This is a genomic window from Rhodococcus sp. JCM 9793, assembly GCF_055380405.1.
Window position 1 is genome coordinate 5267282 of sequence record NZ_AP043721.1, and the last position, 26155, is coordinate 5293436.

Below are 26155 nucleotides of genomic sequence, written 5' to 3' on the forward strand. Positions count from 1 at the left end.
GTTGCGTCGGTGAATGATTCATAGATCCCCTTCCTCAGTCGAAAACAGGACGCGTGTCCGTGCGGCCCCCGAGGAGATCGGCGACGCCTGCCGCGAAATTGGGGCACGTGGCGATGTCGTGGGCGCGGCATTCGAGTGCATGCCGCGTCATCTCACGGGAGCGGGCCATCTCTGCCATCCGTCGCTCCAGGTCGTCGAGGTGCGCGGTGAGCACGTCGCGACGCTCGTCTGCCCTGCCTGCCAGCAGGACGTGGATCTGGTCGAGACTCATTCCGGCGGACTTGCTGCGGATGATCACCGCCACCCGGGTGACATCGAGTTCCCGGTAGCGGCGGCGACCTGCGGTGTCGCGGTCGGGCGCGAGCAGCCCGGCGTCCTCCCAATGCCGCAATACGTGCGTGGCAAGGCCGAAGCGCTCGGCCACCTCACCGATCGTCCACTTCGCATTTGACTTCATGTCAACATGAAGTCGCATTATCGGCGGTGATGCAAGCCCGTACCGAAGGAGAGCGCATGCACACCGACACACCACCAGCGCAGTTCTGGGAGAACCGCTACACCGACAGCGAGGGCCTGTGGTCCGGCAATGCGAATGCCTCCCTCGTCGACGCGGTGTCCGGGTCGACACCGGGCACCGCCCTCGACCTCGGCTGCGGCGAGGGCGCCGACACCATCTGGCTGGCACGCCGAGGCTGGATCGCGACCGGAATCGACATCTCCCCCACTGCCGTCCGCCGCGCCACCGACGCTGCGCGCGCCGGCGGAGTTCCCGACGACCGAATCCGATTCGTCGCGGCAGACCTGTCGAGTTGGCACGAAGACGGCAGTTACGACCTTGTCGCCGCGTCCTTCCTGCATTCGCCCGTCGAGTTTCCGCGCACCGACGTGCTTCGCCGCGCCGCCGGACTCGTCGCGCGGAACGGGCACCTCGTGATCGTCTCGCACGCCGCGTTCCCACCGTGGGCCGATGCCGACGCACGCGAAGGACACGGCGACCATCGGTTCCTCAGTCCGCAGGAAGAGATCGAGGCACTCGACCTGGAACCGAACCGATGGGAGGTGCGGATCGCCGAGACCCGCGAACGTGAGGCCATCGGCCCTGATGGCACACAAGCCGTGCTCGAGGACACCGTCGTGGTTCTGCAGCGACTCTGAGCGAATCGGGAGGGCGAGGTCCGGCGGCAGCTTCGCGCTATGTGATGCGACCTGCACAGAATGCGTTGATCGAACGCCTCCGAGAACTGCTCGCAGGCGGGTCGGTGACGCGCGAGGTATCGATGTTCGGTGGTCGCGCGTTCATGGTCGACGAGAAAATGGTCGTCAGCGCGCTGAAGGACGGTGGCCTGCTGGTTCGCGCTGCCGCAGACCGACACGACGAACTCCTCAGCAAGCCCGGAGCGACGCAGGCCGAAATGGGCGCCGGACGCACGATGGGCCCCGGCTGGATCGACGTCGCTGCAGAGGCGATCCTCGACGACGAGAGCTTGTCGTACTGGGTCGCGATCGCAATGGACCACAACCGGCTCGTGACCGGGAAGTAGAGATCACAGCGCGTACCGGCGCACGGCCTCGGGACGCATGACGATCCGAACCTGTTCGGCGGCCAGGATTTCGGCGAGATCGGCGGCACGGGCCGGATCACCGATGTCCCAGTAACGAGCGGCGAGGCGGGAACACAACTCGTGCGCTCCCTCGGGTACGACCGTGGCGCGGCCGGCAACCGAAATCCAGCGTTCGCGTTCACCGACCGGGGCGGCGACGACGATCGAGGCCCAGGGATCGCGTTGCAGCCGCCGTACTTTCAGGGAGTCAGGGGCGGTGAAGATCTCGATGTCGCCCTCATCGGTGGCCTCGAACCACACCGGTCGGGGCTGCGGGTGCTGTCCTCCGGACACCGTCAGGAACCCGTGGAGCGGGCGACGGAGGAACTCGAGGTCCTTGCCGGTCAGCGAACCGGCAGCGGTGCTCATCGTGATGTCGTTGACCATGAAGTCGAGTGAACGCCACCCGACTGGACGAATCCATGGGTGATAGGCCGGATTACCTGTGTGATCGTCTAATCTCGACGTCGTGGACATATTCGGTGATCTCTTCCGGGAGGTGCGGGCACATGGCTCGCTGTTCGGAAGCTCCACACTGTCGCCGCCGTGGGCATTGCACTTCGTAGACGGTGCACCGCTGACGTTGTGCACCGTTCTCGGCGGGTCGGGCTGGATCGTCACAGACCGTTGCCCGCCCGAGCCGCTCGGCGATCACGAGACGATAGTCGTGCGGGGCCCTGGGACCTTCACCTTCGTGGACGACCTCGATACCCCGGCGGAACCGATCGCGTGTGGTGAGCATTGTGCGGCGCCCGAGCAGGGCGGCACTCGACATCGGCGAGGCTGGAAGGACTCCGGCGACAACAGCGGGACAACACTGATCGTCGGCGCGTACCCGGTGCACGGCGAGATCAGCCGCCGGCTACTGGACGAACTCCCTGTCGTGCTGCGCGTGTGCGCCGGAGGCACAGGAGATGCTGTGCTCGACCACCTTGCAACCGAAGCCTCCGCCGACGTTCCCGGCCAGCAGGTGGTGCTGGACCGACTACTGGACTGGTTGCTGGTGTGCACGCTGCGCGAGTGGTTCGACCGGCCCGGCGGCGAACCGCCCGCCTGGTGGGCCGCGCAACGGGATCCGGTGGTCGGCGACGCGCTGCGGCTGCTTCATGCCGACCCTGCGGCGCCGTGGACTGTTTCTTCGCTCGCCCACCGCACCGGGGTGTCGCGGTCGACACTGGCCAAACGGTTCGCCGATCTGGTCGGTGAACCGCCGTTGGCCTACCTCACCCGCCGGCGCATGATGCTCGCAGCGGATCTGCTGATCGAACAGGAGGGGGCAACCATCGCGGACGTTGCCCGCGCTGTGGGGTACTCCGATCCCTTCGGGTTCAGTGCAGCGTTCAAACGAGTTCGAGGCACCAACCCGAGCGAGTTCCGGCGAATCCAGGCGTGAAATCGGTCGGATATGTGAGGCGCTACGACAAAGGGCACGATCTCCGGATGGAGATCATGCCCTGGAGATGGTGGAGCTGAGGGGAATCGAACCCCTGACCTCTTCGATGCGAACGAAGCGCGCTACCAACTGCGCCACAGCCCCGAAGGTTCCGTAGAACCAACTCGCAAACCTTAGCAAACGCGGACCGTGAACACGAAATCCGGGTATATACGCAGGTCGCAGGTCCTAAAGGCGGAAGGCCCGCACCTGGTGATACGGGCCTTCCGAAGTCGTTCTCCCAGGTTTCCGGTCATGCGCCGGAGGCGCGCCGGACCGGAAAGTCGTCGGGTTCGTCGTAGCCCGAGCCGACATGGCCCGAGTCGGCGTAGTCGCCGTAGTCGGCGTCGAACCTGTCGAGGTGCTCGAATTCGGGGTCTTCGTCGTCGACCTCGAGAACCACTGCCCCCGGGCGACGCAGTCGCGACGGAACTTCGCCGAAGTCACCCTCGCCGCGCACGTGCACTCCGGTTGCCGCCGACCGCTGCAGGCGGGCCATTCTGCGCCGACGAATGTCCTGTTCGAGGCGGACCTGGCGACGCAGATAGAACAGGTAGCCGACAAACACTGCCACCACGAGGCCACACACCCACCACATGACGGGCGACAGGATCAAGCCCAGCGCCGCAGTCATGATGGCGCCGATGAGCAGACCCAGGACGGCGCGCTGGCGGAACTCGTATCGTTCGGCCGAAGCCACTGCGTCGGCCTGCGGATCGAATCCACCTCGGCCACGGCGACGCGGGACGCTCTGCCGAACCGGCGGACCGTCGGCCTCGTACTGGTAATCGTCGGAGTCGACCTGCTCGGCGCCGTCGAGGTCGCTGAATTCGAGTTCGGTGTCGGGCCTGTCGTCGATCTGAGTGTTCATACGAGCCTCCGCATGGCGGTGCGTGTGATCACGACTCGGACGCCAGTTCGGATCAGTGCGGTGACCTGCCGCGGGCCCGCGGGGGGCCTTCGGCTTCTCGTCACCGCGATGTAGAACCCGTGTTGCGAGTGCGGCGTCGGTCGTCTGACGGATGCGAGGACGCTTCGTGACCAGCATGGGAACCAGGACGAACAACCACACGGCAACTAGCCCGATCCACAGGAGTGAGTTCGGCATTCCGGCGGCCCTCCTCCCAGTTGTCGCCTACCAGTCCGTCGACGCCACTGACCCTTCCCAGGTTAACGGCATCATCACTCTTATCTCTACAGAAACGCCGACTCAGACGGCTACTGCCGTCACACGAGTCACGCGAAACCATGTGACACACTCTTCACTCTAGTCACACAGATATATATCTGCGCTGAGGATTGTTACTCAGATTGCACGTAACTTGCATTACACGCAGCGGACGGTTCTCTCCGGATCGAGCAGCGACGGACACTCAGGCCCAGGTCGCGCGGCCACTGTGCACCAATCGGTCTGCCACCGAACCCGGAACTTCCTCGGCAGTCATCGCAACGAGAAGATGATCACGAAACCGTCCGTGCACATCGAGGTACCGCTGCAACACGCCTTCCTCGCGGAAACCGACGTTCCGCAGCACGGCGCGGCTGGGCTCGTTCTCCGGGCGCACAGTCGCCTCGACACGGTGCAGGCCGAGGGGTCCGAAGCAGTGATCGAGCCCGAGCGCGAGAGCTGCCGTCGCCACCCCGAGTCCGTTGACTTCCTTCTCGACCCAATATCCGATCCACGCCGATCTCAGTGCACCGCGCACGATGTTGCCCACCGTGATCTGACCGCAGTACCGACCGTCGAGCTCGATCGCCATGGGCACCATCAGCCCTTTGCGGGCCTCCGCGCGCAGACTCCGATACAGACCCGGCCACACCGAGATGTGGTGCCGCATATCCCACGGCGACTCCCCCGTCGGCTCCCACGGCTCGAGATGCTCGCGGTCACGCGTGCGCAGCCGACTCCAGGCTGCGGCATCCCTCAGGCGCACCGACCGCACCGTCACCAGCCCACCCGCGACGCGAAGCGGCCCCAGATCGGCCGGCCACCCAGGGTGACGACTCATCCACGCTGCCCGAGGAACGACACATCCACCGGGTCGCCCGTGCGGATCTCGGACACATCCGGCGGAACCAGCACCAGGCAATTCGCTTCCGCGAGGGTCGCAAGCAGGTGCGACGACCCGCCTGTGGCACCGCCGAGGGCCTGCACGAGATAGTCGCCCGTCGCCTCGTCGCGCATGAGCTGTCCGCGCAGGAAACCCTTACGCCCGGGAATCGACGTGATCGGTGCGACCGTGCGGGCCGTGATGATCCGTCGCATCGGCTGACGTCGTCCCAGCGCGATCCGGATGAGCGGACGCACCATCACCTCGAACACGACCAGAGAACTCACCGGATTCGACGGAAGCAAGAACGTGGGCACCTCGTCGCGTCCGAGCTGCCCGAAGCCCTGAACGGACCCCGGATGCATGGCCACCCGCTCGACCTCGAGCGTCCCGAGGTCGCTCAGGGCCTCGCGGACGTCGTCGAGAGCACCGCCGCCGACCGCGCCCGCGATCACCACGATCTCCGAGCGGATCAGCTGACCCTCCACCACCTCGCGCAGCCGCTTCGGCTCGGTGCCCGCGATCCCGACCCGGTTCACATCGGCGCCCGCATCGCGCGCGGCCGCGGCCAGCGCGTAGGAGTTCACGTCGTAGACCTGCCCCGGCCCCGGCGTGCGGTCGATATCGACGAGTTCACCACCGACCGAGATCACCGACAGCCGCGGTCGCGGGTGCACGAGCACCTTGTCGCGCCCGACCGCCGCGAGCAGACCCACCTGCGCGGCACCGATGATCGAGCCCGCACGCACAGCCACGTCGCCGGGCTGTACGTCATCGCCGGTGCGTCGCACGTAGTCGCCCGACCGGACCGGTTCGAGGACCTTGATCCGGGCGTCACCCCCGTCGGTGCTCTCGAGCGGGAGCACCGCGTCGGCGAGTGTTGGCAGCGGCGCACCGGTATCGACGCGCACGGCCTGTCGCGGCTGCAACCGGATCGGCTGACGGGAGCCTGCACGAACCTCGCCGACGACCGGGAGCGTCACCTCGGGGGGTTCCTCCCCGGATTCCGGGTCGGGGCGTGCGCCCACCGCCTGCACATCGACGCTGCGGACCGCATAGCCGTCGATCGCGGCCTGGTCGAATCCCGGCAGCGGCCGTTCGGTGACCACTTCTTCTGCGCAGAGCAGGCCTTGTGCCTCGGAGATCGCCACCCGCACAGGCCTGGGTGCCACGGCTGCCGCCGTCACCCTGGTCTGCTGATCCTCAACCGACCGCATACCGCTACCCGTCCTCCAGCCCGCGCTACCCGACGTCACCGTTCACAGACACCCGTTCGACGTCATCGTTCGAGACGTTCGACCAGCCACTCACGAAGCGAGGGACCGTACTCCTCGGTGTTCAACGCAGAGTCAACCGCAGCACGCAGGTAGCCACCGGGATTTCCGAGATCGTGTCGAGTCCCGCGGTGAACCACGACATGTACGGGGTGACCTTCGGAGATCAACAGCGCAATCGCATCGGTGAGCTGGAGTTCTCCACCTGCACCCGGCTCGATGCGACGCAGCGCGTCGAAGATCGCACGGTCGAGCAGATAGCGGCCCGCCGCGGCGAAGGTCGACGGCGCATCCTCGATGGCAGGCTTCTCGACCATGCCGAGCACCTTGAGTACATCGGGGTTGGCGGCGTCGGGCACGACTTCGACGTCGAACACGCCGTAGGCACTCACCTGATCCTTCGGCACGTCGATCGCGCACAGCACCGAACCACCGCGCTTGGTGCGCACCTTCTGCATGGTTTCGAGGACGCCGACGGGCAGTACAAGGTCGTCGGGCAGGAGCACCGCGATCGCATCCTCGTCGTCGTCCAGCGCATCCTCGGCGCAGGACACCGCGTGTCCCAGCCCGAGCGGCTGAGCCTGGATCACCGAGTCCACCTCGAGGATTCCGGACGACTTACGGACCTTCGCGAGCAGCTCGTACTTGCCCTTCGCCTCGAGCTTCGACTCCAGGACGAGGTCCTCGACGAAGTGCGCAACCACGCCGTCCTTGCCGGGCGAGGTGACGATCAGCAGACGCTCGGCGCCCGATTCGGCCGCCTCACCCGCCACAAGCTCGATCCCCGGTGTGTCGACCACGGGTAGCAGTTCCTTCGGCACGGTCTTGGTGGCGGGGAGGAAGCGAGTACCCATACCCGCCGCCGGCACGACCGCGGTTCTGAAATGCCGCGCGACCTCGGTCGAATTGTTCGTCATAAGCTCCAACCCTAACTTTTGCCGACGAAGTGATGGCTCGGTGATCCTAAGGTGACGAATATGCATCCCCCGACCAAGGCCGATTGGCGCACCAAGGTTCTCGATGGACGGCGCACGCTCGGCGCCGAACGACGCCGTAGCGAGAATGCCGCTTTGGCCACGTTAGCCGCAACGCTCGTTCCCGCCGACACGACCGTGTGCGCGTACGTGCCCGTCGGCTCCGAGCCCGGCGCCATCTCGATGCTCGACGCGCTCACCGATGCGGGTGCCGAGGTCCTCGTACCGATCACTCGGCCGGACGCGCCGCTGTGCTGGGCACGCTTCCTCGGTCCCGACACACTGGTCGCGGCCGGTTTCGGATTGCACGAACCCACCGGCGACGTACTGCCGCCCGAGACGGTGGGCCGGGCACACACCGTTCTCGTCCCGGCTCTCGCGGTGGACCTTCGTGGCGTGCGGCTGGGCCGCGGCGCCGGGTTCTACGACCGCACCCTCCACCTGGCCGCGCCTGATGCGCGGATCGTTGCGGTGGTGCGCGACGACGAACTTGTCGACGAACTGCCCGAAGATCCGCACGACATTCGGATGGGGTGGGCGCTCACACCCGGATCGGGACTGGTTCGCCTCGGCTCCGGCCGAGGTGCGGAACAACACAGTCCCTAGATTTGTTGGCACTGTCGACTGTAGAGTGCTAAAGCCGAACTTATACGCGGAGGAGTCCCCGGTGCCCACTTATTCTTACGCCTGCACGACCTGCGACAACAAGTTCGACATCGTGCAGTCGTTCAGCGACGAGTCGTTGACCGAATGCCCACAATGCGCCGGAAAGCTTCGCAAGCTCTTCAACTCGGTCGGCATCGTCTTCAAGGGCAGCGGCTTCTACCGCACCGATTCGCGCAGCGGCAGCACCTCGAGCGAATCCTCGACCCCTGCGAAGACCGAGACCAAGTCGGATCCGGCGCCTGCCGCGGCATCGACGTCCGCATCGTCGACCTCGACCTCGACCGTCGCAGCCGCCAGCTGACAGGTCCAACTCCCCGGAGTTGTCCACAGGCACCCTGTTCATCCACAGGCTGCCCGAATTCGCCGGTTCTCAGGTCCGATGGGCAGATCCGAACCCTAGGTTCGGAGAATGCCCGTCGGACTTCTGTCGTTTCGTAACCATGCTCCGCGCCCCGCATCGTCGCTGGAGTCGAACCTCCCCGACCGCATCCGCACCCTCATGCGCCCCGGCTGGGCCCGCACCGTTGCCGCCAGGCGGGTCGTAGCGGCGCTGCTCGTCGTCCTGGCTGCAGTCCTCGCCCTCCGAGACGACCCCGCGGCCGACCGGACCGCCGTGGTGGTCGCCGCTCGCGATCTGGCTCCGGGTGTCACGCTCACCGCCGAAGATGTCGCGGTCGCCGATCGCGACGCCTCTGCCGTCGTAACGGGCACCCTCACCGATGTCGCCGACGCCGTCGGACACACCCTCGCCGGTCCGGTGCCCGGCGGTGAGGCGCTCATCGACACGAGGATTCTCGGGCCGCGGCTCGCAGCCGCCGCCGTCGGCACCGACGATGCGCGCGTCGTGCCCATCCGGCTTGCCGACGCGGGCGTCGGCCGGTTGTTGCGCGAAGGAGACAAAGTGGACGTCCTCACCGTCACCGGCGAGTCCGACGCAGCAATGGGTGACGCCCACGTGTTGGCCCGGGGAGCCGTGGTGGTTCTCGCTCAGCACGAAGAGTCCTCCGATCAGCGCGAACGCGTGATTCTCGTGGCACTCGAGCAGGAACAGGCCGTGTCGGTGGCGGCCGCGTCGCTGACAAGCGCGTTGACCGTCACTCTCCACTGAGACCACACAGACCGTCTGCGCGGTTTATCGTCCTTCCATCGGCATGTGATGCGGAACACGCCACATCACGGACACGTCGATGCCGCCTTCACGCGGTCCGGCCGAAGGGAAAGCACCATGTTGAAGGGATTCAAGGACTTTCTGCTGAGGGGCAACGTCCTCGATCTTGCCGTCGCGGTGGTGATCGGCACCGCGTTCACCGCAATCGTGACAGCGTTCACCGAATTCGTCATCGAGCCGCTCATCGCCGCACTGGGCGGCGACAACGAGATGGGGTGGGGCTTTCAGATCCTCGCCGACAACCCGTCGACTTTCATCAACATCGGCGCCGTGATCTCCGCGGCCATCAACTTCATCATCATCGCCGCGGTCGTGTACTTCGTGCTGATCGTGCCGGCCAACGCCGCGAAGAAGCGCTTCGTCACCGAGGAATCCGACGAGAAGGCCAGCGCCGAAGACCTGCTCATCCAGATCCGCGACATCCTCGAAACTCAGGCCGCGCAGGCGGGGCAGGGCGGCGCCCATGCCAAGCCCGCCCCCGACCAGCTCTGAGCGCAGCCGACAGGTACAAGAAAAAGCTGGGCCCGCTCGCAATGCGAGCGGGCCCAGCTTGTCGAGCTTCGGCTTGCGCCGGACGTCTACTTAGACGGTCCAGGCCTGACCGTAGGTGGTGACGTTGTCGCCGTTTGCGGTGATCGCGCGGACGAACGGACGCACCTGGACAGCGCCGAGCACGCCGGAGGCGGTGCCGTGGACGTTGGAGAACTGGACGGTCTTGAAGTCGCCGTCGAACTCGCCCTCAGCGACGACGAGCTCCTCGATGCCCGGAGCCGGGGTCAGCTCGAGCTCGGCGTACGCCTGCGGGAGGATGTCGGTGACCTTGGCCTCCGGACCGCTCTGCTTCAGCGAAAGCTCGAGCTGCGGGGTGGAGTAGGTGACGCCGATGGCGCCGTCGATGCTGCCGGCCCATGCGAACTGGTAGCCGAACTGCATGGTGGTGCCGGCTTCCTTCGCAGCGCCCTCACCGAGGAGGTTCACGGTGCCGCGGCCGTTGTGGAAGAACTCGCGGTTGAACGGGCTGCCACCGAGCGCCGGGACACCCTGGATGAAGGTGTCTTCCTGCGTCACGACGACCTCGAGGCCGTCGGAGACGATGCGGTTCTGGTCGTTGACCTCGGCCGAAGCGGCACCCGAGGCACCGATGACCATGCCGAGAACGGCGGCACCGGCCAGGACGCTGTTGCGTGCGGCCTTGAAGCCACGCGACTTGATTCCCATGATTACTCCGTACTAGGTGGTGGGGATTTACTGCGGGATTGCTCGGACCGGACTCAGAGAGTCCAGACCTGGCCGTAAGTGGTGACGTTGTCGCCGTTGTCCGTGATGACACGGACGAACGGACGGAGCGAGACCGGACCGATGACGCCGGTGGCGGCACCGTGGACGTTGGCGATCTGAACTTCCTTGAAGTCGCCGTCGAACTCACCCTCGGCGACCACGATCTCTTCGATGCCGGGGGCCGGGGTCAGCTCGACGCCGATGGTCGCCTGCGGAAGGATGCCCTTCAGGGTGGGCGTAGCTTCCGTAAGTTCCATCTCTCCGCCGCCCTCAATGACGGTGAACAACCCGGGGCTATCCGGATCATCCTGGTCAACCCGGGCCTGGATCTGCTGCGGCACATCCGGGTTGGTGTCTGCGTCATAGAGCGGGTTGTCGATCATGACGGGCTCTACCCGTTCCGAGCGCGCCGCCTTCAGACCGAGGTCCGCGTCGGGGCTGCTCCAGCTGAACCCGATCGCACCGTCGAGCGACGCCGACCATGCAACCTGGTAGCCGAACTGGAAGGTCGAGCCCTCGAAGTCCGCTGCGTCGGGTCCGACGATGTTGGCGAGGCCGCGACCGTTGTGGAACCACTCACGGCTCAGCGGGCTGCCACCGATCGGGGGCACACCGTTGATGAAGGTGTCTTCCTGGGTGACGATGACCTCGTGGCCGTCGGAGACGATCCGGTTCTGATCATTGACCTCGGCGCTTGCCGCTCCGGCCGATCCGAGAACCAGACCGGCCACAGCGGCCGCCGCCACCGTGGCGTTGCGGGCGGTCCGGAAACCGCGTCGCGTCTGAATCTTCATGAATGCCTCATTCGTTCTCTGGTGCCGGTTTGCGCGCCCGCGTCCGACAACTTGGTCGCCCTAGCCGTCCGCGAGGCGCATCCCACACAGAGCTCACCGCCGGTCGTTGCCGTCGGTGAGCTCGTTGTTGATCAACGTCCGCACGGTTTGCGTTACCGATTCGTGATCAAAGTGGGGTCGCCGCGACCTTTCCTTGACCTGATCGAACCTGTGAGGAGATTAGACCGTGACCAATCTCGAGGCAATGGCTACACCCAGGCAGAGGAACACTCACGAAACACAGTCGGACACAAGTCGGAAACGCAAGATATGCGCTACCGGGATTCACCCCAAGATCCCGGAGTCCCCCGCACCCATTGGATACCGCCATGAAGATTCGGACATTCCCGCAGGTGGCTGCTCGGATTACGTGCACTTGAAGTGCAGATACACGGCAGGTGACTGTGACCGTGAACACCGACGTCGCGAGCCGCATCCTCCCCCTGCAGGGAAACACGACATTACGAACCGGTTGCGACACGCCGACACCCGAGCGCAGTCAAGACTTAAGTAACCCTATGCAAAGTGACAGATATCACAATCATCCGTGGTGAGGAGGTACCTGACGTTTGAGCCATTCGTCGGAGTCGCCCGATCGCTCTTCATCGACCCCGCGTTCGTCCTTGGTGATGTCCGGAAGTGCATCACCGAAGATCCGAGCAAGCCGCGCCCGGTCGATCCGGGCGCGGCTCTTCGTCTCTGCAGTGCTGTCCGACGGCGCGATGGGGTCGTTCTCGTCGTCGTCCGTCTTGTCGTCGGCAGAGATGGGTTACTCCTCCACTCGCGACAACTCGTCGATGACATGGGTCGCGAGCGGCAACAGCGTCGCCATCCCGTCGCGGATCGCCGCACGCGACGACGCAAGATTCACGACGAGCGTCGAACCCGACACCCCGACGAGCCCGCGCGACAGGCCCGCGTCGACGGCACCCGATGCGAGACCGGACGACCGCAGAGCTTCGGCGATCCCCCGGACCTCGTGATCGAGTACGTCCGCAGTCGCGTCCGGCGTCACGTCGCGCGGGGTCACACCGGTGCCGCCGACGGAGATCACGAGATCGACTCCCCCGATCACCGCGGTGTTGAGCGCGTTGCGGATCTCGACCTCGTCGGCCGATACCGACACGACGCCGTCGACGACGTAGCCGGCTTCGACGAGCAGTTCCGTCACCAGTGGGCCGGTCGAATCAGGACTGTCGCCGTGCGAGACCCGGTCGTCGACGATCACGACGAGTGCGCGTCCCTTTCGGGGGGTTTCGAGTTCCATGGAGTCAAAGGTAGTTCGCAGGTCGTCCGGACGCGCTGTATGTTCGACTAATTCCATGATGTCTGCCTCCTGAATCATCGGCCACCATCCGCGTCGGAGGCGGTTTGAACATCGACCGTCGTCGGGTTGTTGCCCTGTGCGTCGGTGTACGTGACGCTCACCGTGGTTCCCGGCGCCTGCGAACGGATCGCCGCGATCAGGGAATCACCATCCGTGACGACCCGGTCGTCGACTTTCGTGATGACCGAGCCGGCGGGGATCCCGGCACGCTCGGCAGGCCCGTCAGGGACGACCTCGGCGACGGCGGCACCGTTCACGGCGGCCTGCGCCGGCACCTGGACACCGATGAGAGAGTGCGTCGCGGTTCCCGTGCCGACGAGTTCGTCGGCGATGCGCCTGGCCTGATCGACGGGGATCGCGAAGCCGAGACCGATCGAACCGGACTGCTGACCCGAGGTCGCGATGGCGGTGTTGATTCCGACCAGGTTGCCCTCCATGTCGACGAGCGCACCACCCGAGTTACCGGGGTTGATCGCGGCGTCGGTCTGGATCGCGTCGATCACCGTGTTCTGGTTACCGGTCTCGCCGCTGGTGGAGACGGGCCGGTTGAGCGCAGAAACGATTCCCGAGGTCACAGTGCTCTCGAGCCCCAGCGGCGAACCGACCGCCACCACGGGCTGGCCCACCTGAAGGTTGTCCGAGTTGCCCAGTTCGATCGGAGTGAGGTCGGTGCGTCCGTCGACTCGGATCACCGCGATGTCGGTGATCGGATCCGTCCCGACGACGCTGGCCGGTGCCGATGATCCGTCGGAGAAGTACACGGTGAGTTGCGCACCTTGGCCGCCTCCCGCCACGACGTGGTTGTTGCTCAGGATCAGGCCGTCCGACGAGAGGACCACCCCCGACCCCTCGCCCGCCCCGGAACGCCCGACCACTTCGATACGCACGACGCTGGGGACCACCCTCTGGGCGACCGCTTGCACAGACCCGTCGGGAGCGTTCGCCACGGTGGTGGTGTCCGGGCGCGGTGCGTCGAGCGCGTTCGTCACTGCGACACTGCCGGAATCACGCATCGCCCATGCACCCACCGCACCGCCGATACCGCCGCTGACGAGCGCCAAGGCGATTGCACCTGCCACCAGGGCGGTACGCCCGGACGTGCGCTGCGGTTGCTGGTGCGGAGGCTGCGGAGGCACCTGCTGGTACGGAGCGCTCGGTGGCATTCCACTCTGGTACGGCTGCTGGGGCTGCCCGGATTGTCCGGCACCGTGGTTGGGGTCGTCGGTCATCGGTTCGTCGCCTTCATCCTTCGGGTCGAGCGGAGATGTGGACTTGACTCCTTCAACAATGGACCCAACAGCTGAGAACCGCCTGAAGAACTGGCTCGGAATTTCCTGGCAATCACGGTTCGGCTGCGTTCGCTACGCATCGAGCTGAGGTGTTCCGGGAAGCACGATGCGAATCAGTGCGCCCCCGCGCTCCGAGCGGTCCACTGCGATCGTGCCGCCGTGTTTCATCACCACTTGCCGCACGATGGCCAAACCCAGCCCGGAGCCGGGCATGGAACGAGCCGTCGTCGCCCGGTAGAACCGTTCGAACACCAGCTCCCGCTCTTCTTCGGGGATGCCCGGTCCGGCGTCGTCGACGGTCAGTTCCATCAGACCGTGGCCGATCTGGTGCATCTTCACCACCACGTCCTCGTCCGCCGGGCTCCACTTCGCCGCATTGTCGAGGACGTTGACCACTGCACGGGTGAGGGTCGCGTGGTCGCCGAACACGAACCACGGTTCGGTGGTGGCGGTGAAATCGATCTCCGTGCGACGCCGTCGTGCGCGCTCGAGGCTGCGATCGACCACATCCGCGATGTCGACGGCCTCGAACACCGTCTCCGGCGCCTCCTCCCGTGCAAGATCGACGAGGTCGCCGACCAGGGTCGACAGTTCCGCGATCTGGCCGACAACGTCTTCGCGGAGTTCGGCCATGTCGTCGTCGGGCAGGCTCGGCGCCCCGGGGCGGCTCGCGGCGATGAGCAGTTCCATGTTGGTTCGCAGCGAGGTCAGCGGCGTGCGCAATTCGTGGCCGGCATCCGCCACGAGCCGGGATTGCCGCTCCCGCGATTCGGCGAGCGCCCGCAACATCATGTTGAAGCTCTCGGTGAGTCGCGCGAGCTCGTCGTGCCCGGTCACCCGGATCGGTCTCAGATCGTCGGTTCTCGCGACACGTTCGGCGGCGGCGGTGAGTCGCGCGATCGGACGCAGACCGGTGCGACCCACCGTTGCGCCGACGGCCGCGGCGAGCACCACACCGCACCCGCCGACGATGAACAGCACGCTCGCGAGCCGGTTGAGCACTTCGACCGTGGGTCGCAGCCGCTGCGCGATGACGATGGTGCTGCCGTCCGGGATCTGCTGCGCAAGCACCCGTTGCTGTGCGACGGTCCGCAACGACGACATCTGGTCACCTTCGGCGACGGCGAGTTCCGGGTCGCCGATCGGTACCGATGATCCGGGCGGCACGTATCGGCCGAGGTCCGGATAGATGAGTGCGACACTGATGTCGGAGCTGTAGAGCTGGGCACCGCCGATGTAGCGGGGGTCGTAGGTGATCAGGGTGCTCGACTCGACGAGCGCGGCCACGCGCGCGTGCAGTTGCTTGTCGATGTCGGAGTAGAGGGCACGCGACACCACCATGTACGCGGCGATGGACGTCACGGCGACCGCGAGCGCCACCGCTCCGGCAGCCAGCAAGGTGACCCGGGTGCGCAGTGGCACCGACCGGGTCAACAACATGGGGGGTCTCATCTGGCCACTCACGGAGGAGTCTCGCGCAGTACGTAGCCGACGCCGCGCACCGTGTGGATGAGTCGCGGTTCGCCGCCTGCCTCGGTCTTACGACGCAGGTACCCGACGTACACCTCGAGGGCGTTGCCCGACGTCGGGAAATCGTAGCCCCACACTTCCTCGAGGATCCGGCTGCGCGTGAGCACCCGTCGCGGGTTCGCCATGAGCATCTCCATGAGCGCGAACTCGGTGCGGGTGAAGCTGATCTGCCGGTCCCCACGGGTGACCTCGCGGGTCGCGGGGTTGAGGGTGAGGTCCTCGAAGGACATCGCGTCCTCGAGTCCGCTGTCCGGATCCGGGGTGGCGCGTCGCAGCAGGGCCCGGAGACGTGCGAGGAGTTCTTCGAGTGCGAACGGTTTGGGCAGGTAGTCGTCGGCGCCTGCGTCGAGCCCGGACACCCGCTCGGAGACCGAGTCGCGCGCGGTGAGCACGAGGATCGGCAGGTCGTCTCCCGTACTGCGCAGTCGCCGGCACACTTCGAGCCCGTCGACGCGCGGCATCATGACGTCGAGCACCATCGCGTCCGGTCGGGCTGCAGCGACCTTCTCGAGTGCGTCGTGCCCGTCGAACGCCAGGTCGACGGTGTATCCGTTGAAGCTGAGTGATCGGCGCAGGGATTCCCGCACCGCCCGGTCGTCGTCGACCACCAAGATGCGCATGCACACCAGTGTGAACCGAAGCGCTGAGAGGTGCCTGAGAACGGTTGCGCTGTCAACCCCGCGATGGGAGTCCGGTACGATTGCGCAATCGAGACGCTGCGGACGGTCGCCCACGCGGCCACCTGCGGAAGTTCGGGTTCTCATGGATACGTGAGCCTGCCCGCCCCGGGATCACCCGGCGTCCACGTCGAGCTGGTGAGGAGCGAGGAATGGCTGTCAAGCGAGGACCGTCGAAGAAGTCGCGTGCCGTCGAGGGCCGCAAGCCGAAGAAGAATCCCCTCTTCGCGGCGAAGATCGACCATGTCGACTACAAGGATGTGAACCTGCTCCGCACGTTCATCTCCGACCGCGGCAAGATCCGCAGCCGCCGCGTCACGGGCCTGACCCCGCAGCAGCAGCGCGAGGTCGCCATCGCCGTCAAGAACGCTCGTGAGATGGCTCTGCTGCCCTACGTCAGCAGCAAGTAACACGCGCATCGAAGGCGCCCCTCCCGATTCTTCGGGAGGGGCGCCTGTCGTTGGTCGAGTGCGCAGTTGTTGTCGCTGGTAGTCGATCTGCGCGCCGAGTTGTGCACGTTCAGACCAGAGCGCCGGCCAAACGGAGCCGGCGCGCCATTGCCGCCATCCCATGTCGGCATGCCCGACCACCCGCGACCCGTCGACAACCGGCACCTGGGTCTCAGGCACAGGTAGGCCGCTGCGGATGAGCAGCAACCGAACCCGGACCACAGCCACGCGGCCCGCGCTCGCAGCACCGGTGTCACCTCCACATCCGGATGGACGTAGACGTTGCGGTGTACCCGCCGGTAGTGGCGAAGCTGTCGCAGCGTCAGTCTGCCGTCGGCCATTGGACAACTTCGTGGTTGTGCACATCCGGGCGATTCTCGTGACATTCGCGACGAGATGTGCACGCCCAGCGAGGACCTACCGGGAAGGTCTTTAGACTGGGCAACCATGTCTGGCGTGATCTCGGGATTCACAGTGATCTTCGTGATCATCGCAATCGGCTTCGTCCTGGGCCGACGCGGCACGCTGGGTGCCGAAGCGCAGAACGTGCTCAGCCGGATCGTGTTCGTCGTCGCCACGCCCGCGCTGTTGTTCGACGCACTCGCCACCTCCGACCTGTCGACGATCTTCTCCGAACACCTCTACGTCGGCGCGGCCACCGCATTCGCCGTGTCCATCGCCTACATCGTGATCGCGCGGCTGTGGTTGAAACGCGCGGTCCCCGAATTGACGGTCGGCGCGCTTTCATCCGGGTACGTCAACTCCGCCAATCTCGGAATCCCCATTGCGGTGTTCGTGCTCGGCGACGCCTCGTTCGTCGCGCCCCTGATGTTGTTCCAGATCGTGGTCCTCTCCCCCATCGCGCTCACCGCCCTCGACCTGTCCACCGCGCGACCGGGAGCGTCGCGGATCCAGACGCTCATCACGCCGTTCAAGAACCCGATCGTCGTCGCCGGTGCTGCCGGGCTCGTCGTGGCAGGGACGGGGTGGAGCGTGCCCGACGCACTGCTGCAACCGATCCAACTGCTCGGTGGCGCGTCGGTGCCCGGCGCACTTCTCGCGTTCGGATTGTCGCTGCAGGGCGTGCGGGTACTCCAGAAGGGCACCAGCCCGAGACGCGACATCGCGCTCGCGTCGTTACTCAAGATCGTCGTCCAGCCGGTGCTCGCGTGGGCGATGGGTCGCTACCTGCTCGGACTCGACGGCACCGAACTGTTCGCGGTGGTCGTCGTGGCGATGCTCCCGACCGCGCAGAGCGTGTTCGTCTACGCGAGCGCCTACGGCCGCGGGATGGTCCTCGCCCGCGACGCCGCGCTCGTCACGACTATCGCGGCGATCCCCGGGATCGGAATCGCCACCGCGCTACTCGCCTGACCTACCCACCGACCACGCGGCCCACAGTCGCGCATACCGGCCGCCGCGACGAACCAGCTCGTCGTGCGAGCCCTGTTCGACGATCCGGCCGTCGTCCATCAGCACGATCCGGTCGGCGCGCGCCGCCTGGCTCAAGCGGTGCGCGACGATCAGCGCGCTCCGCCCCTTCAACGCTTCCTCCGCAGACTCCTCGAGCTCGTCGGCACCGGCCGACCCGGCGTCGGCCGTGGCCTCGTCGAGGATGACCAGGGCCGGGTCGAGCAGGATCAGGCGCGCCAGCGCGAGCTGTTGTTCCTGCATCGGGGTGAGCACGTGACCGCCCGAGCCCACCTCGGTGTCGAGCCCCGACGGCAGCCGCGACACCCAGCCGTGAGCACCGACCCTTTCGAGCACGGAGACGAGCTGCTCGTCCGTTGCGTCGGGAGCGGCCATCCGCAGGTCGTCGCGCACTGCCCCGGAGAACACGTGCACTTCCTGGGTGACGAGAGCGATCTCGCGGGTACGACGCTCGTCGCCCAGCTCGGCGATCGGGACTCCACCGAATGTCACGGTTCCAGCGCGTGCGGGATGCACACCCGCGAGCACCGCCGCGAAGGTGGTCTTTCCCGCACCGGATGCACCGACGAGTGCGACATGTTCGCCATCACCGATCGTCAGATCCACCCCGTGCACGATCTCGGGTCCGCTCTCGTATCCGAACCGCACGTCGCGCGCGACGAGCTCGCGGCCGACCGGCGCCGGCGCCTCGGCCTGCTCGCGATCGGCGCTGTCGTACTCTTCGCACTCCTCGATCAGACCTGCGATCCGCGACAGCGACGCGAGTCCGCTCTGCAGCGAGTCCATCACCATCAGCAGCTGCCCGAGCGGCCCGAACAGTCGCAGGAAGAACAGCATCGCGGTGGTCGTGACACCGACGGTGACTGCGCCTCCGTCGACGAGCAGGAACCCGACGAACAGGATCGACGCCATCCCGAGGAATTCGGCGAGGTTCACCCGGCCGAACAGGCGGTTCACGACGATGCGGGCCCGCAGCTCCCACCTCGCGACCCACCACGAATGTTCGTCGATCGGGCCGGCGAGGCTCGGGCCGAGATCGAACGCGTGCACCGTCGGCAGACCACGAATTCCGCCGAGGACGTGGTGTGCACGCTCCCCCATCGCGATCCGTGACTTCTGATAGATCGGCGGGGCGTCGCGCGTGTACATGCGCGCACCCAGATAGTGGACCGGCAGCACCACGATCAGCACGATCAGGAACCGCCAGTCCAGCACTGCCAGGCCGAGCATCGTGAGCGCGACGGTGAACAGCGCGCCGGAGATCGCGGGGGCTGCCTCCCGGATCGCGGAACTGACCTGAGCGACATCGTCGGTCGCCCGCGACACGAGGTCGCCGCTACCGGCCGATTCGATCCGGGCCAGCGGCATACGCATCGCCGCCGCGAGCATGCGTTCGCGCAAGCGTGCCAGACCGGTCTCGAACAGCTGTGAGGTGAGCATCAGGCCGAGCCCACTCAATGCAGCGAACACCACGACACCGACGACCATCGCCGCGGCGAGCCACGCGATATCGGTGAGGTCGCCGCCGTCGAGCACGACATCGACCGACCGACCCATCGCCCACGGCGTTACCAGTCCGGCCGCCGCACCGACCACCAGCACGACGAACAGGCCGCACGCCGCGGGTCCCTTACCTGCGAACGCCGACCGCGAGATGCGGATGGTGCTGCGCGCATCCGCGGTCCGGAACCGCTCACCTGCACGAATGCCATTGGTGGTCATCGGCTCTCCCCAGAGGATGCGAAGGAACGTCCAGGTACATCTCGGTCGGTCAGCACCACCACGTCGTCGGCCGCTGCCGTGAACGCGGGCGATCGGGTGAACACCACCGTGGTCTGTCCGCGCCGCAGCTCCGGTAGACGTTCCGCGATCGTGGCCTCGGTGACGGAGTCGACGGCCGTCGTCGGATCGACCAGCACGAGCACATCAGCGGGCGCGGCGAGCGCACGTGCGAGCGAGACACGCTGACGCTGTCCACCGGACAGCAGCCGCCCCGCCTCACCGACCGGGGTGTCGAGTCCGGCGGGCAGTACTCGCGCGACGTCGTCGCACGCGGCAGCGAATACCGCGCGGGTGACCTTCGCATCGGTGTCGGAAGCACCCACCGGGATTCCCGCGGCGATGTTGTCGGCGACGGTGCCCTCGAACAGGTGCGACGCGTGCGGCGCCACCCGCATGCTGCGCCTCGCCGCGTCGGATCCGAGATCGAACAGGTCGACGCCGCCGATGAGGACGCGCCCGTGTTCCGGGTGACGTGATCGCGACAGCACCGCGACGAGATCGGCGGTGGTCTCGGCGTCGGTGTGCACCACGACGAAGGTGCCCGCAGCGATGCTCAGATCCAGGTCGCATGCGTGTCCGGCAGTGAGCGAATCGAATTCGACGGCCGAGTCGCCGGGGGCCCCACGATCACCGGTGTCGACGGCGGGCGGCGCCTGCAGCACGCTGAGGACCCGTTCCGCGGAAGCGACGGCTGCCGCCCACACCGCACCCATGTTGGATCCGAGTGCAGCGAGCGGACCCATGATCACCTGTGTCACGCCGACGACGGTGATGAGCTGCCCGACGGTCAACGACCCGGTCACCGCCATCGCGCCTGCCGCCACAGCGACACCGACGATGAGCAGGCCCGACGCGAATTCCATGGTTCCGACGTAGGCGCCTTCGGCACGCGCCGAACGGAGTACGCCGTCGAGAGCACGGCGACTCGCTCCGAGATACCGCCGCGACGCCTCCGCGTCGGCACCGATGCCCTTGACGACACGAATGCCCGTGACGAGGTCGGTGGCGGTGCCTGCGGCCGCACCCGCGACCCGCTGTTCCTCGAAGCTGCGCCGACGCAACGGGCCTGAGCCTTTGTCGAGCAGCCAGAGGATCACCGGTGCCCCGATGAGGATCGCCAGTCCGAGTGGCCACGACACGCTCAGAAGCATGATCGCTCCGAACACGACCGCGGCGACGTGCCCGATCGGGTACACCATGACGGCGATGCCCCTGGCGAGCTGTTCGACGTCCGACGTCGCGATGTTGAGCATGTCGCCGGGGGTCCGCTGCTGGCCGCCCACACCGCGCACGTCGAGGATCCGGTCGGTGACGCGCGTGCGCATCCGATGCTGCACCGCGAGCATGCCGGCCTGCCCGATCCGCCCACCGAATCGCGCCGACACCGTCAGGACGGCGAAGACCGCGGCGAGGACGAGCAGCCACCGCCACAGCGCATCGAAGTCCCTGGTGGCGACCGCCCGGTCGATGGCCTGCCCCATGACGACGGGCACCAGCGTCTCGCATACCTGATGGATCGCGACCAGCAGCGCGGCGGGGATCGTCCACTTCTTCGCCGCCAGCATCGTCCGCACGGTGAAGCGGCGCGGTGTGGTCGTGTCGTCGACGCCGACCTCGGGCGTCGGCATCGCTTGGGGAGGCGGATCGAAAAACACTGGCAACTTCATCTATTATCCGGCGCGGATACTCCCTCGTTCACGAGTGAGAGGAAGCGCCGTCCTCCTTCCATGGGGTGGGCTGCGTGGAGCAACCGAATCGGGCCGAGCACACCGTGTCGGTGGGCGCGAAGGTGCAGAAGAAGGCGGCCCGGCAGAACCGGCACGACGGACTGGTCTGGGCCAAGCGTGTCGTCAGTGAGCATCAGCTGCTGGCGGTGGAGGACTTCAAGCCCAAGTTTCTCGCGAAGTCGAAGATGGCGCGGAAGGCGGCGGATGCGGCGATGACGTGTTCGGGGTGTTTCGCGAGAGCCGAGCAACCCCTCGGACTCGCTGAACGAGTCTTCCGATGCTGGGCGTGCGGGCATACCGCGTGTCGGGATCGGAACGCTGCCAGAGTGATTCTGGCTGTGGCAGAGCGTGGCCACACCGGTGTCGACGACGTAGGTCATTGGGATCCGCCTCCTTCTGGGGGTGGTTCGGGTGCGGTCTGAGTCGGGAATCTCCTGCCAACAGGACAGGAGAGACGTTCAGGTCCTCCGTACATCGTGCGCGGCCTCCACACATTGCCACGTGGCACGCCTACGGTGGAAAGCATGCGCCTGTTCGTGCTCCTCGCCAGCTGTCTCCTCGCCGTCGCGTGCGGCTCCACACCCCCGGACGTCGAGCCGCTACCGGAGAGTCCCGAACCGGCGGGTGCCACGGTGTTTTCGGCGCGACCCGACATCGTCGAGACTCACCCTCTGACGATCACGTCCTTCTCGCGCAGCGGCGACGACCGGATCTCGCTGCATTTCGAGACCGGAACTCCGGAGTGCTTCGGCGTCGACCCGACCGTGACCGAGACCGACGACGTCGTGACCGTGTCGCTGATGGGCGGCACACTGCCGGAGATGCGGGACAGTATGTGCATCATGGTCGCGGTGTTCGGAACCGTCGAGGTTCAGTTGGATTCGCCGCTCGGGGATCGAGTGGTCACCGCTTCCTGATCGATGCAGTCCCCTCCACGCCACTGGCTGTTCTATCTCTGCACCTCGACCGCGCTGCTGCATGCCGCGTTCCAGTCGGTGCGTGTCCTCGTGTCTTACCGGATCCTCTCCCTCGGTGGCGACGCCGCGACGATCGGCATCATCACCGCCCTCTACGCGCTCGTGCCGTTGCTCGCGGCGGTCCGGATGGGGCGCGCTGTCGACCGCGGCCACGCCACGGTGATTCTGCGCGGCGGGATCGTCGTGTCCACGGTGGGTGTCGGGCTGATCGCCCTGAGTTCCGGCCTGCTGGTGCTGGGGCTCGGCAACATCGTGCTCGGGCTCGGCCAGCTGCTCGTCACCGTCTCCGGTCAGGCGTTCGTCTCGATCCTGTCGCCGCCGGGCGAACTCGACCGCGGATTCGCCGGGATCACGCTCGGCGTGTCGATCGGGCAGGCGGTGGGAGTGCCGGTCGCGGGTGCGATCGCCGCGACACACAGCACCGGCGACGGCGCCGTCGAGACCACGGGTGCGCTCATCGCGATGACGGTGCTGGCCGCGCTGGCATTGCCGTTCGTCATCAGGCTGCGAGAACCGCCCGGATCCGGGCGCACCGCGAAGGACGGTCCACCCCAGTCGGTTCGCTCGATGCTCGCCACGCCCGGCATGAAACCGGCGATGCTGTCGAGTCTCATCGTGCTGGCCTCCGTCGACCTCATCGTGGTGTACCTACCGCTGCTCGGCGAGCAATTCGGCTTCGGAGTGCTGCTCGTATCCGTGCTGCTCACCGCGCGCACGGTCGCGTCGATAGTCTCGCGCGCGCTACTGCCGTGGGCGTTGCGACGGATCCCCCGGCGGCAGCTGTTGTTGTCGGCGACCGCAGGCACGATTGTGCCGGTCGCGCTGATTCCGCTGGTGCCGAACCCGTGGGTGATCGGGGTGCTGCTTGCGGTGTGCGGAGTGTTCTGGGGCGTGGGCCAGCCGCTGACGATGACGTGGGTCGTCGAATTGGTCGTGCCGCCGGATCGGGCGTCGGCGCTGGCGGTGCGGCTGACGGGCAACCGCCTCGGGCAGGTCGCCGTGCCACTCGCGGCGGGCGCGATCGCCGGTGTCGCGGGGGTTGCCTCGGTGTTCTGGGTGACGGCAGCGCTGCTGTCCGCCGCCGCCACCTCCACGTGGCGCGCCTTGCGCAGCTGACGCTGCCCGGGTGCAGCGACTCAGTGACAGGCCGACGGCACCGCCGCGAGTACGTCCCTCGTCGCGGCCGCCAGCCGATCGAGCCACGGCCCGGTACCCGCTGCCCGACGAAGCGCCTCGTTCGGTAGCTCGATGCTCACCGGCAGATGCTCGGGCAGCGTCGCCCAGATCGCGGGGAGATCGATGCCCCCCGTCCCGGGTACGAGTCGTTCTTCACGAGCGTGCCGGATCAGTTCGGCGTCGTCGGTCGGGGCGGGCACCGACCCGTCGCACATCTGCGCATAGTGCAGCCATTCCCGCGGAATCGCGGCCAGGTCGTCGAGGGACGTCGTGGACCGTCCGACGTGCAGTGCGTCGACGAGAACGCTGCGGGCCGGGCCGTCGGCCTGTGACACGATCTCGACCGCGGCCTTCGCGTCGGGCACAGCTGTCCACGGCATGAATTCGAGGCTCGCGACAAGCCCGTACTGCGCGCACAGCTGCGCGAGCGCGGCGTACGAGTCGGTCAGCCGACCACGGTCCGGGTCGTCCCCGCCCACGAGCACGGCGCGGGTGCCCAGCCGCGCGCCCGCTTCGAGCATCGGCACATACGCGGCGGCATCGAAATCCTCACCGATGCGGATGATCTCGAGATCGAACACGTCGACCGGTGAGTCGTCGAGCCGCCGGATCAGGGTGTCGAGCGCAACCGGGTCCTCGTGCAGCGGGTACGCGATGCTGCCCGGCGCAGCCGGGAGCAGACGCAGACCGATGGTGTCGAAACCGTGCTGTTCGGCGAGCTCGACATGCTGCAGCGGCGCGATGTCGAGGACGGTGAGGGCAGCAAGCCCCAGCGGTGCGGTCATCGGTGTTCTCCTGGAGTCGAGGCGAGGCGGCGACCGGTGAGGTAGCCGAAGGTCATGGCGGGGCCGAGATTGATGCCGCCCGACGGGTAATGCCCGCCCATCACGGATGCCTGGTCGACGCCGACCGCATAGAGACCGTCGATCGGGGTGTCGTTGTCGTCGAGCACCCGCGAGTCGGCATCGGTGGCCAGGCCCGCGAAGGTCCCGAAACTTCCCGGCACTACCTTCACGGCGTAGAAAGGCCCCCTCTCCAGCGGTGCCAGAGAGGCGTTGGGCCAAGGGTTGTCGGCGTCACCGGATCTGACGCCGAACGGTGTGGAACCGCGACCGAACTCGGGATCCTCACCGGCCCGGGCATGTTCGTTGAACACGGTGACGGTCTTGTCGAGACCGTCCGGGTCTACACCGATCTTCGCGGCGAGCTCCCGGATCGTCGCGGCGCGGGTGAGATATCCGGAACGCAGATACGGCAGCATCGGGATCGGAAGCGGCTTCGCCATGCCGAGCGGGTAGTACTTCATGTAGCGGGCGTCGGCGATCAGCCACGAGCACACCTCGTCGCCCTCAGGCACCTGCTCGACCATTGCAAGGGTGTAGTCGTGGTAACCGAGCGCTTCGTTGACGAATCGCTTGCCGTCGACGAGAACCCCGATCGCTCCGGGCTTGGCGCGATCCATGATGTGCGGGAACACGCTCTCCTTGCCGTTGCGGTATTTCACGAGCGAGACAGGGCAGTACGCCACCGGTGACGCGACTGTACGGTCGAGGCGACCTCCGACGGATTCACCGAGGGAGATGCCGTCGCCGGTGGTGGTCGGCGGTGTGAGCGTCCAGTGTTCGTGCCCGGTGGGGGTGCGTGGGAACAATTCGCGTCGACGGTCGACGTCGCGGCTGAAGCCTCCGGTCGCGAGAACCACACCGCGCCGCGCAGTCACGGTGTAGGCGCCATCGGGTCCCTCTGCTCGTACGCCCGCGACGCGTCCGGTGCCGTCGGTGGTCAGGTCGGTGACCGCGGTGGACACCCGAATGTGTACACCCACGTCGAGCGCCGACCGCAGCAACCGGCCGACGAGTGCGGTGCCGTTGACGAGCTGCTGACCGCGCTGCTTGGTGACGAGGTCGAGCATGTGCGCGGATACCCGCCGCGCGCAGTGCACGAAGGCCTTCGGTGAACGCGTCGAATGCAGGAACGCCTGCAGGTCGGGGCCGGCCATGATGCCCATCCCGAGGAACGACGTCTCATACAGTTGCCTGCGCAGTAGGCGCGCCACGTCGGGTCCGAGCTTGCGCAGGTTCACCGGCCGAGGCCCGACGGAGCGGTGCCCGGTACCGGCGCCCGGAGTGTCGCCGTGGATGTCCGCGATGCCGGCGCCGGGCACGAACTGCAGAGCGGTCTTCGTCTCGAAGAACTCGACCATCTCCGGTGCACCGTCGAGCAGCGCGTCGACCTTCGGTGCATCGAAGTTGTCGCCGAGCCGATGCTCGAGGTAGGTACGCGGTAGCCCTCGGGGTTCGTCGACGCCGTCGGCACGCGCGAACATGTTGCGCGGTGCCCACATCCAGCCTCCCGACCATGCGGTGGCGCCGCCGCACACGTCGGCTTTCTCGAGCACAAGCACGGATGCTCCGTGGTGGGCCGCAGCGATGGCGGTGGACAGGCCACCTGCACCGGAGCCGACGACCACCACATCGTAGTCGGGGTCGCCTGTGGGTGTTGCGGAGGTCATC

28 protein-coding genes, 1 tRNA gene and 1 pseudogene are annotated in these 26155 nt (G+C 66.8%); 13 read left to right on the top strand and 17 right to left on the bottom strand.

All coding sequences use genetic code 11. The features are described 5' to 3' along the window. Positions 1-34: 34 nt before the first annotated feature. On the bottom strand, positions 35-457 hold the full coding sequence (locus tag ACZ46K_RS26400) for a MerR family transcriptional regulator (protein WP_054806819.1): 423 nt from the start codon (positions 455-457) through the stop codon (positions 35-37). Positions 458-513: 56 nt separating this feature from the next. On the opposite strand from ACZ46K_RS26400, the gene ACZ46K_RS26405 reads away from it, so the two are divergent. Together ACZ46K_RS26405 and ACZ46K_RS26410 are read left to right on the top strand one after the other, a co-directional pair. Next, positions 514-1155, top strand: coding sequence for a class I SAM-dependent methyltransferase (locus ACZ46K_RS26405; protein ID WP_464745651.1), 642 nt, complete (start codon positions 514-516; stop codon positions 1153-1155). Between the two features lie 44 nt (positions 1156-1199). Continuing rightward, positions 1200-1541: a TfoX/Sxy family protein gene (locus ACZ46K_RS26410; RefSeq protein ID WP_054807957.1), complete on the top strand. Its 342-nt coding sequence runs from the start codon at positions 1200-1202 to the stop codon at positions 1539-1541. Positions 1542-1544: 3 nt separating this feature from the next. On the opposite strand, the gene ACZ46K_RS26415 is transcribed toward ACZ46K_RS26410, so the two are convergent. Continuing rightward, positions 1545-1988 (bottom strand): pyridoxamine 5'-phosphate oxidase family protein, encoded by a 444-nt coding sequence (locus ACZ46K_RS26415; protein ID WP_464745653.1) that lies wholly within the window; start codon positions 1986-1988, stop codon positions 1545-1547. Positions 1989-2070: 82 nt separating this feature from the next. Here ACZ46K_RS26415 and ACZ46K_RS26420 point away from each other — a divergent pair, with 82 nt between their 5' ends. Further along, on the top strand, positions 2071-2994 hold the full coding sequence (locus ACZ46K_RS26420) for an AraC family transcriptional regulator (RefSeq protein ID WP_464745655.1): 924 nt from the start codon (positions 2071-2073) through the stop codon (positions 2992-2994). Positions 2995-3062: 68 nt separating this feature from the next. On the opposite strand, the gene ACZ46K_RS26425 is transcribed toward ACZ46K_RS26420, so the two are convergent. The 5 genes from ACZ46K_RS26425 to ACZ46K_RS26445 all read right to left on the bottom strand — a co-directional run bounded on the left by ACZ46K_RS26425 (position 3063) and on the right by ACZ46K_RS26445 (position 7275). Next, positions 3063-3138 (bottom strand) — tRNA-Ala (locus tag ACZ46K_RS26425). 148 nt (positions 3139-3286) lie between these two features. After that, positions 3287-4141 carry a divisome protein SepX/GlpR gene (gene sepX / locus ACZ46K_RS26430; RefSeq protein WP_054810894.1) on the bottom strand — a complete coding sequence of 285 codons (855 nt, stop codon included), beginning with the start codon at positions 4139-4141 and terminating at the stop codon, positions 3287-3289. A 265-nt stretch (positions 4142-4406) separates the two neighbouring features. Then, entirely contained in the window at positions 4407-5042 is a 636-nt protein-coding gene (locus ACZ46K_RS26435; protein WP_054810893.1) for a GNAT family N-acetyltransferase, read from the bottom strand. After that, entirely contained in the window at positions 5039-6301 is a 1263-nt protein-coding gene (gene glp / locus ACZ46K_RS26440) for a molybdotransferase-like divisome protein Glp (protein WP_464745658.1), read from the bottom strand. Before glp ends, ACZ46K_RS26435 begins: the two co-directional genes overlap by 4 nt. A gap of 62 nt (positions 6302-6363) precedes the next feature. Beyond that, the gene (locus ACZ46K_RS26445; protein ID WP_054810914.1) at positions 6364-7275 is read right to left on the bottom strand and encodes a UTP--glucose-1-phosphate uridylyltransferase; all 912 of its coding nucleotides are present in this window, start codon (positions 7273-7275) and stop codon (positions 6364-6366) included. A gap of 60 nt (positions 7276-7335) precedes the next feature. Here ACZ46K_RS26445 and ACZ46K_RS26450 point away from each other — a divergent pair, with 60 nt between their 5' ends. The 4 genes from ACZ46K_RS26450 to mscL all read left to right on the top strand — a co-directional run bounded on the left by ACZ46K_RS26450 (position 7336) and on the right by mscL (position 9658). Next, positions 7336-7938: a 5-formyltetrahydrofolate cyclo-ligase gene (locus ACZ46K_RS26450; RefSeq protein ID WP_054807809.1), complete on the top strand. Its 603-nt coding sequence runs from the start codon at positions 7336-7338 to the stop codon at positions 7936-7938. Between the two features lie 61 nt (positions 7939-7999). After that, positions 8000-8299, top strand: coding sequence for an FmdB family zinc ribbon protein (locus ACZ46K_RS26455; protein ID WP_054810913.1), 300 nt, complete (start codon positions 8000-8002; stop codon positions 8297-8299). Positions 8300-8407: 108 nt separating this feature from the next. Further along, positions 8408-9106: an SAF domain-containing protein gene (locus ACZ46K_RS26460; RefSeq protein WP_464745660.1), complete on the top strand. Its 699-nt coding sequence runs from the start codon at positions 8408-8410 to the stop codon at positions 9104-9106. Between the two features lie 117 nt (positions 9107-9223). Beyond that, positions 9224-9658 (top strand): large conductance mechanosensitive channel protein MscL, encoded by a 435-nt coding sequence (gene mscL, locus ACZ46K_RS26465; RefSeq protein WP_054807338.1) that lies wholly within the window; start codon positions 9224-9226, stop codon positions 9656-9658. 90 nt (positions 9659-9748) lie between these two features. On the opposite strand, the gene ACZ46K_RS26470 is transcribed toward mscL, so the two are convergent. The 6 genes from ACZ46K_RS26470 to ACZ46K_RS26495 all read right to left on the bottom strand — a co-directional run bounded on the left by ACZ46K_RS26470 (position 9749) and on the right by ACZ46K_RS26495 (position 16043). Beyond that, complete coding sequence (locus ACZ46K_RS26470; RefSeq protein WP_054807336.1) at positions 9749-10384, bottom strand: MspA family porin; 636 nt, start codon at positions 10382-10384, stop codon at positions 9749-9751. A 53-nt stretch (positions 10385-10437) separates the two neighbouring features. Further along, positions 10438-11238, bottom strand: a complete 801-nt coding sequence (locus tag ACZ46K_RS26475; protein ID WP_054810702.1) for an MspA family porin — start codon at positions 11236-11238, stop codon at positions 10438-10440. Positions 11239-12046: 808 nt separating this feature from the next. Then, positions 12047-12544 (bottom strand): MogA/MoaB family molybdenum cofactor biosynthesis protein, encoded by a 498-nt coding sequence (locus tag ACZ46K_RS26480; protein WP_464745663.1) that lies wholly within the window; start codon positions 12542-12544, stop codon positions 12047-12049. Positions 12545-12618: 74 nt separating this feature from the next. Beyond that, entirely contained in the window at positions 12619-13833 is a 1215-nt protein-coding gene (locus tag ACZ46K_RS26485) for a S1C family serine protease (protein ID WP_054807335.1), read from the bottom strand. A 132-nt stretch (positions 13834-13965) separates the two neighbouring features. Further along, positions 13966-15345 carry a sensor histidine kinase gene (locus ACZ46K_RS26490; RefSeq protein ID WP_464745665.1) on the bottom strand — a complete coding sequence of 460 codons (1380 nt, stop codon included), beginning with the start codon at positions 15343-15345 and terminating at the stop codon, positions 13966-13968. Positions 15346-15353: 8 nt separating this feature from the next. Continuing rightward, positions 15354-16043 carry a response regulator transcription factor gene (locus tag ACZ46K_RS26495; protein ID WP_464745667.1) on the bottom strand — a complete coding sequence of 230 codons (690 nt, stop codon included), beginning with the start codon at positions 16041-16043 and terminating at the stop codon, positions 15354-15356. A 44-nt stretch (positions 16044-16087) separates the two neighbouring features. Between ACZ46K_RS26495 and ACZ46K_RS26500 the strand changes: the two are divergent. From ACZ46K_RS26500 to ACZ46K_RS26510, 3 genes and pseudogenes are all read left to right on the top strand, one after another. After that, positions 16088-16174 (top strand): annotated as a pseudogene (locus ACZ46K_RS26500) (30S ribosomal protein S14); the annotation flags it as partial. A gap of 78 nt (positions 16175-16252) precedes the next feature. Then, complete coding sequence (gene rpsR, locus ACZ46K_RS26505; protein ID WP_054719669.1) at positions 16253-16510, top strand: 30S ribosomal protein S18; 258 nt, start codon at positions 16253-16255, stop codon at positions 16508-16510. A gap of 486 nt (positions 16511-16996) precedes the next feature. After that, positions 16997-17923, top strand: a complete 927-nt coding sequence (locus ACZ46K_RS26510) for an AEC family transporter (RefSeq protein WP_464745669.1) — start codon at positions 16997-16999, stop codon at positions 17921-17923. On the opposite strand, the gene ACZ46K_RS26515 is transcribed toward ACZ46K_RS26510, so the two are convergent. Beyond that, positions 17912-19702, bottom strand: coding sequence for an ABC transporter ATP-binding protein (locus tag ACZ46K_RS26515; protein ID WP_464745671.1), 1791 nt, complete (start codon positions 19700-19702; stop codon positions 17912-17914). The two genes, ACZ46K_RS26510 and ACZ46K_RS26515, sit on opposite strands and share 12 nt — an antisense overlap. Next, the gene (locus ACZ46K_RS26520; RefSeq protein ID WP_464745673.1) at positions 19699-21429 is read right to left on the bottom strand and encodes an ABC transporter ATP-binding protein; all 1731 of its coding nucleotides are present in this window, start codon (positions 21427-21429) and stop codon (positions 19699-19701) included. Before ACZ46K_RS26520 ends, ACZ46K_RS26515 begins: the two co-directional genes overlap by 4 nt. Positions 21430-21503: 74 nt before the next feature. Between ACZ46K_RS26520 and ACZ46K_RS26525 the strand changes: the two genes are divergently transcribed. The 3 genes from ACZ46K_RS26525 to ACZ46K_RS26535 all read left to right on the top strand — a co-directional run bounded on the left by ACZ46K_RS26525 (position 21504) and on the right by ACZ46K_RS26535 (position 23582). Next, positions 21504-21911, top strand: coding sequence for a zinc ribbon domain-containing protein (locus tag ACZ46K_RS26525; protein ID WP_464745674.1), 408 nt, complete (start codon positions 21504-21506; stop codon positions 21909-21911). Between the two features lie 102 nt (positions 21912-22013). Beyond that, on the top strand, positions 22014-22406 hold the full coding sequence (locus ACZ46K_RS26530) for a flagellar basal body L-ring protein FlgH (RefSeq protein ID WP_054807505.1): 393 nt from the start codon (positions 22014-22016) through the stop codon (positions 22404-22406). Between the two features lie 3 nt (positions 22407-22409). Beyond that, positions 22410-23582 carry an MFS transporter gene (locus ACZ46K_RS26535; protein WP_464745676.1) on the top strand — a complete coding sequence of 391 codons (1173 nt, stop codon included), beginning with the start codon at positions 22410-22412 and terminating at the stop codon, positions 23580-23582. Positions 23583-23602: 20 nt separating this feature from the next. Here the strand turns inward: ACZ46K_RS26535 and ACZ46K_RS26540 are convergent, their stop codons facing one another. Continuing rightward, positions 23603-24427 (bottom strand): sugar phosphate isomerase/epimerase family protein, encoded by an 825-nt coding sequence (locus ACZ46K_RS26540; protein ID WP_464745678.1) that lies wholly within the window; start codon positions 24425-24427, stop codon positions 23603-23605. After that, positions 24424-26154 (bottom strand): FAD-dependent oxidoreductase, encoded by a 1731-nt coding sequence (locus tag ACZ46K_RS26545; protein WP_054810562.1) that lies wholly within the window; start codon positions 26152-26154, stop codon positions 24424-24426. Before ACZ46K_RS26545 ends, ACZ46K_RS26540 begins: the two co-directional genes overlap by 4 nt. Between the last annotated feature and the right edge of the window lies 1 nt (position 26155).

What these genes read in the sequence shown, in the direction of transcription:
- ACZ46K_RS26400 (WP_054806819.1), bottom strand. Translation starts at nt 457, where the DNA reads ATGAAGTCAAATGCGAAGTGGACGATCGGTGAGGTGGCCGAGCGCTTC.
- ACZ46K_RS26405 (WP_464745651.1), top strand. Translation starts at nt 514, where the DNA reads ATGCACACCGACACACCACCAGCGCAGTTCTGGGAGAACCGCTACACC.
- ACZ46K_RS26410 (WP_054807957.1), top strand. Translation starts at nt 1,200, where the DNA reads ATGCGACCTGCACAGAATGCGTTGATCGAACGCCTCCGAGAACTGCTC.
- ACZ46K_RS26415 (WP_464745653.1), bottom strand. Translation starts at nt 1,988, where the DNA reads ATGGTCAACGACATCACGATGAGCACCGCTGCCGGTTCGCTGACCGGC.
- sepX (WP_054810894.1), bottom strand. Translation starts at nt 4,141, where the DNA reads ATGCCGAACTCACTCCTGTGGATCGGGCTAGTTGCCGTGTGGTTGTTC.
- ACZ46K_RS26435 (WP_054810893.1), bottom strand. Translation starts at nt 5,042, where the DNA reads ATGAGTCGTCACCCTGGGTGGCCGGCCGATCTGGGGCCGCTTCGCGTC.
- glp (WP_464745658.1), bottom strand. Translation starts at nt 6,301, where the DNA reads ATGCGGTCGGTTGAGGATCAGCAGACCAGGGTGACGGCGGCAGCCGTG.
- ACZ46K_RS26445 (WP_054810914.1), bottom strand. Translation starts at nt 7,275, where the DNA reads ATGACGAACAATTCGACCGAGGTCGCGCGGCATTTCAGAACCGCGGTC.
- ACZ46K_RS26450 (WP_054807809.1), top strand. Translation starts at nt 7,336, where the DNA reads ATGCATCCCCCGACCAAGGCCGATTGGCGCACCAAGGTTCTCGATGGA.
- ACZ46K_RS26460 (WP_464745660.1), top strand. Translation starts at nt 8,408, where the DNA reads ATGCCCGTCGGACTTCTGTCGTTTCGTAACCATGCTCCGCGCCCCGCA.
- mscL (WP_054807338.1), top strand. Translation starts at nt 9,224, where the DNA reads ATGTTGAAGGGATTCAAGGACTTTCTGCTGAGGGGCAACGTCCTCGAT.
- ACZ46K_RS26470 (WP_054807336.1), bottom strand. Translation starts at nt 10,384, where the DNA reads ATGGGAATCAAGTCGCGTGGCTTCAAGGCCGCACGCAACAGCGTCCTG.
- ACZ46K_RS26475 (WP_054810702.1), bottom strand. Translation starts at nt 11,238, where the DNA reads ATGAAGATTCAGACGCGACGCGGTTTCCGGACCGCCCGCAACGCCACG.
- ACZ46K_RS26480 (WP_464745663.1), bottom strand. Translation starts at nt 12,544, where the DNA reads ATGGAACTCGAAACCCCCCGAAAGGGACGCGCACTCGTCGTGATCGTC.
- ACZ46K_RS26485 (WP_054807335.1), bottom strand. Translation starts at nt 13,833, where the DNA reads ATGACCGACGACCCCAACCACGGTGCCGGACAATCCGGGCAGCCCCAG.
- ACZ46K_RS26490 (WP_464745665.1), bottom strand. Translation starts at nt 15,345, where the DNA reads ATGAGACCCCCCATGTTGTTGACCCGGTCGGTGCCACTGCGCACCCGG.
- ACZ46K_RS26495 (WP_464745667.1), bottom strand. Translation starts at nt 16,043, where the DNA reads ATGCGCATCTTGGTGGTCGACGACGACCGGGCGGTGCGGGAATCCCTG.
- rpsR (WP_054719669.1), top strand. Translation starts at nt 16,253, where the DNA reads ATGGCTGTCAAGCGAGGACCGTCGAAGAAGTCGCGTGCCGTCGAGGGC.
- ACZ46K_RS26510 (WP_464745669.1), top strand. Translation starts at nt 16,997, where the DNA reads ATGTCTGGCGTGATCTCGGGATTCACAGTGATCTTCGTGATCATCGCA.
- ACZ46K_RS26515 (WP_464745671.1), bottom strand. Translation starts at nt 19,702, where the DNA reads ATGACCACCAATGGCATTCGTGCAGGTGAGCGGTTCCGGACCGCGGAT.
- ACZ46K_RS26520 (WP_464745673.1), bottom strand. Translation starts at nt 21,429, where the DNA reads ATGAAGTTGCCAGTGTTTTTCGATCCGCCTCCCCAAGCGATGCCGACG.
- ACZ46K_RS26530 (WP_054807505.1), top strand. Translation starts at nt 22,014, where the DNA reads ATGCGCCTGTTCGTGCTCCTCGCCAGCTGTCTCCTCGCCGTCGCGTGC.
- ACZ46K_RS26535 (WP_464745676.1), top strand. Translation starts at nt 22,410, where the DNA reads ATGCAGTCCCCTCCACGCCACTGGCTGTTCTATCTCTGCACCTCGACC.
- ACZ46K_RS26540 (WP_464745678.1), bottom strand. Translation starts at nt 24,427, where the DNA reads ATGACCGCACCGCTGGGGCTTGCTGCCCTCACCGTCCTCGACATCGCG.
- ACZ46K_RS26545 (WP_054810562.1), bottom strand. Translation starts at nt 26,154, where the DNA reads ATGACCTCCGCAACACCCACAGGCGACCCCGACTACGATGTGGTGGTC.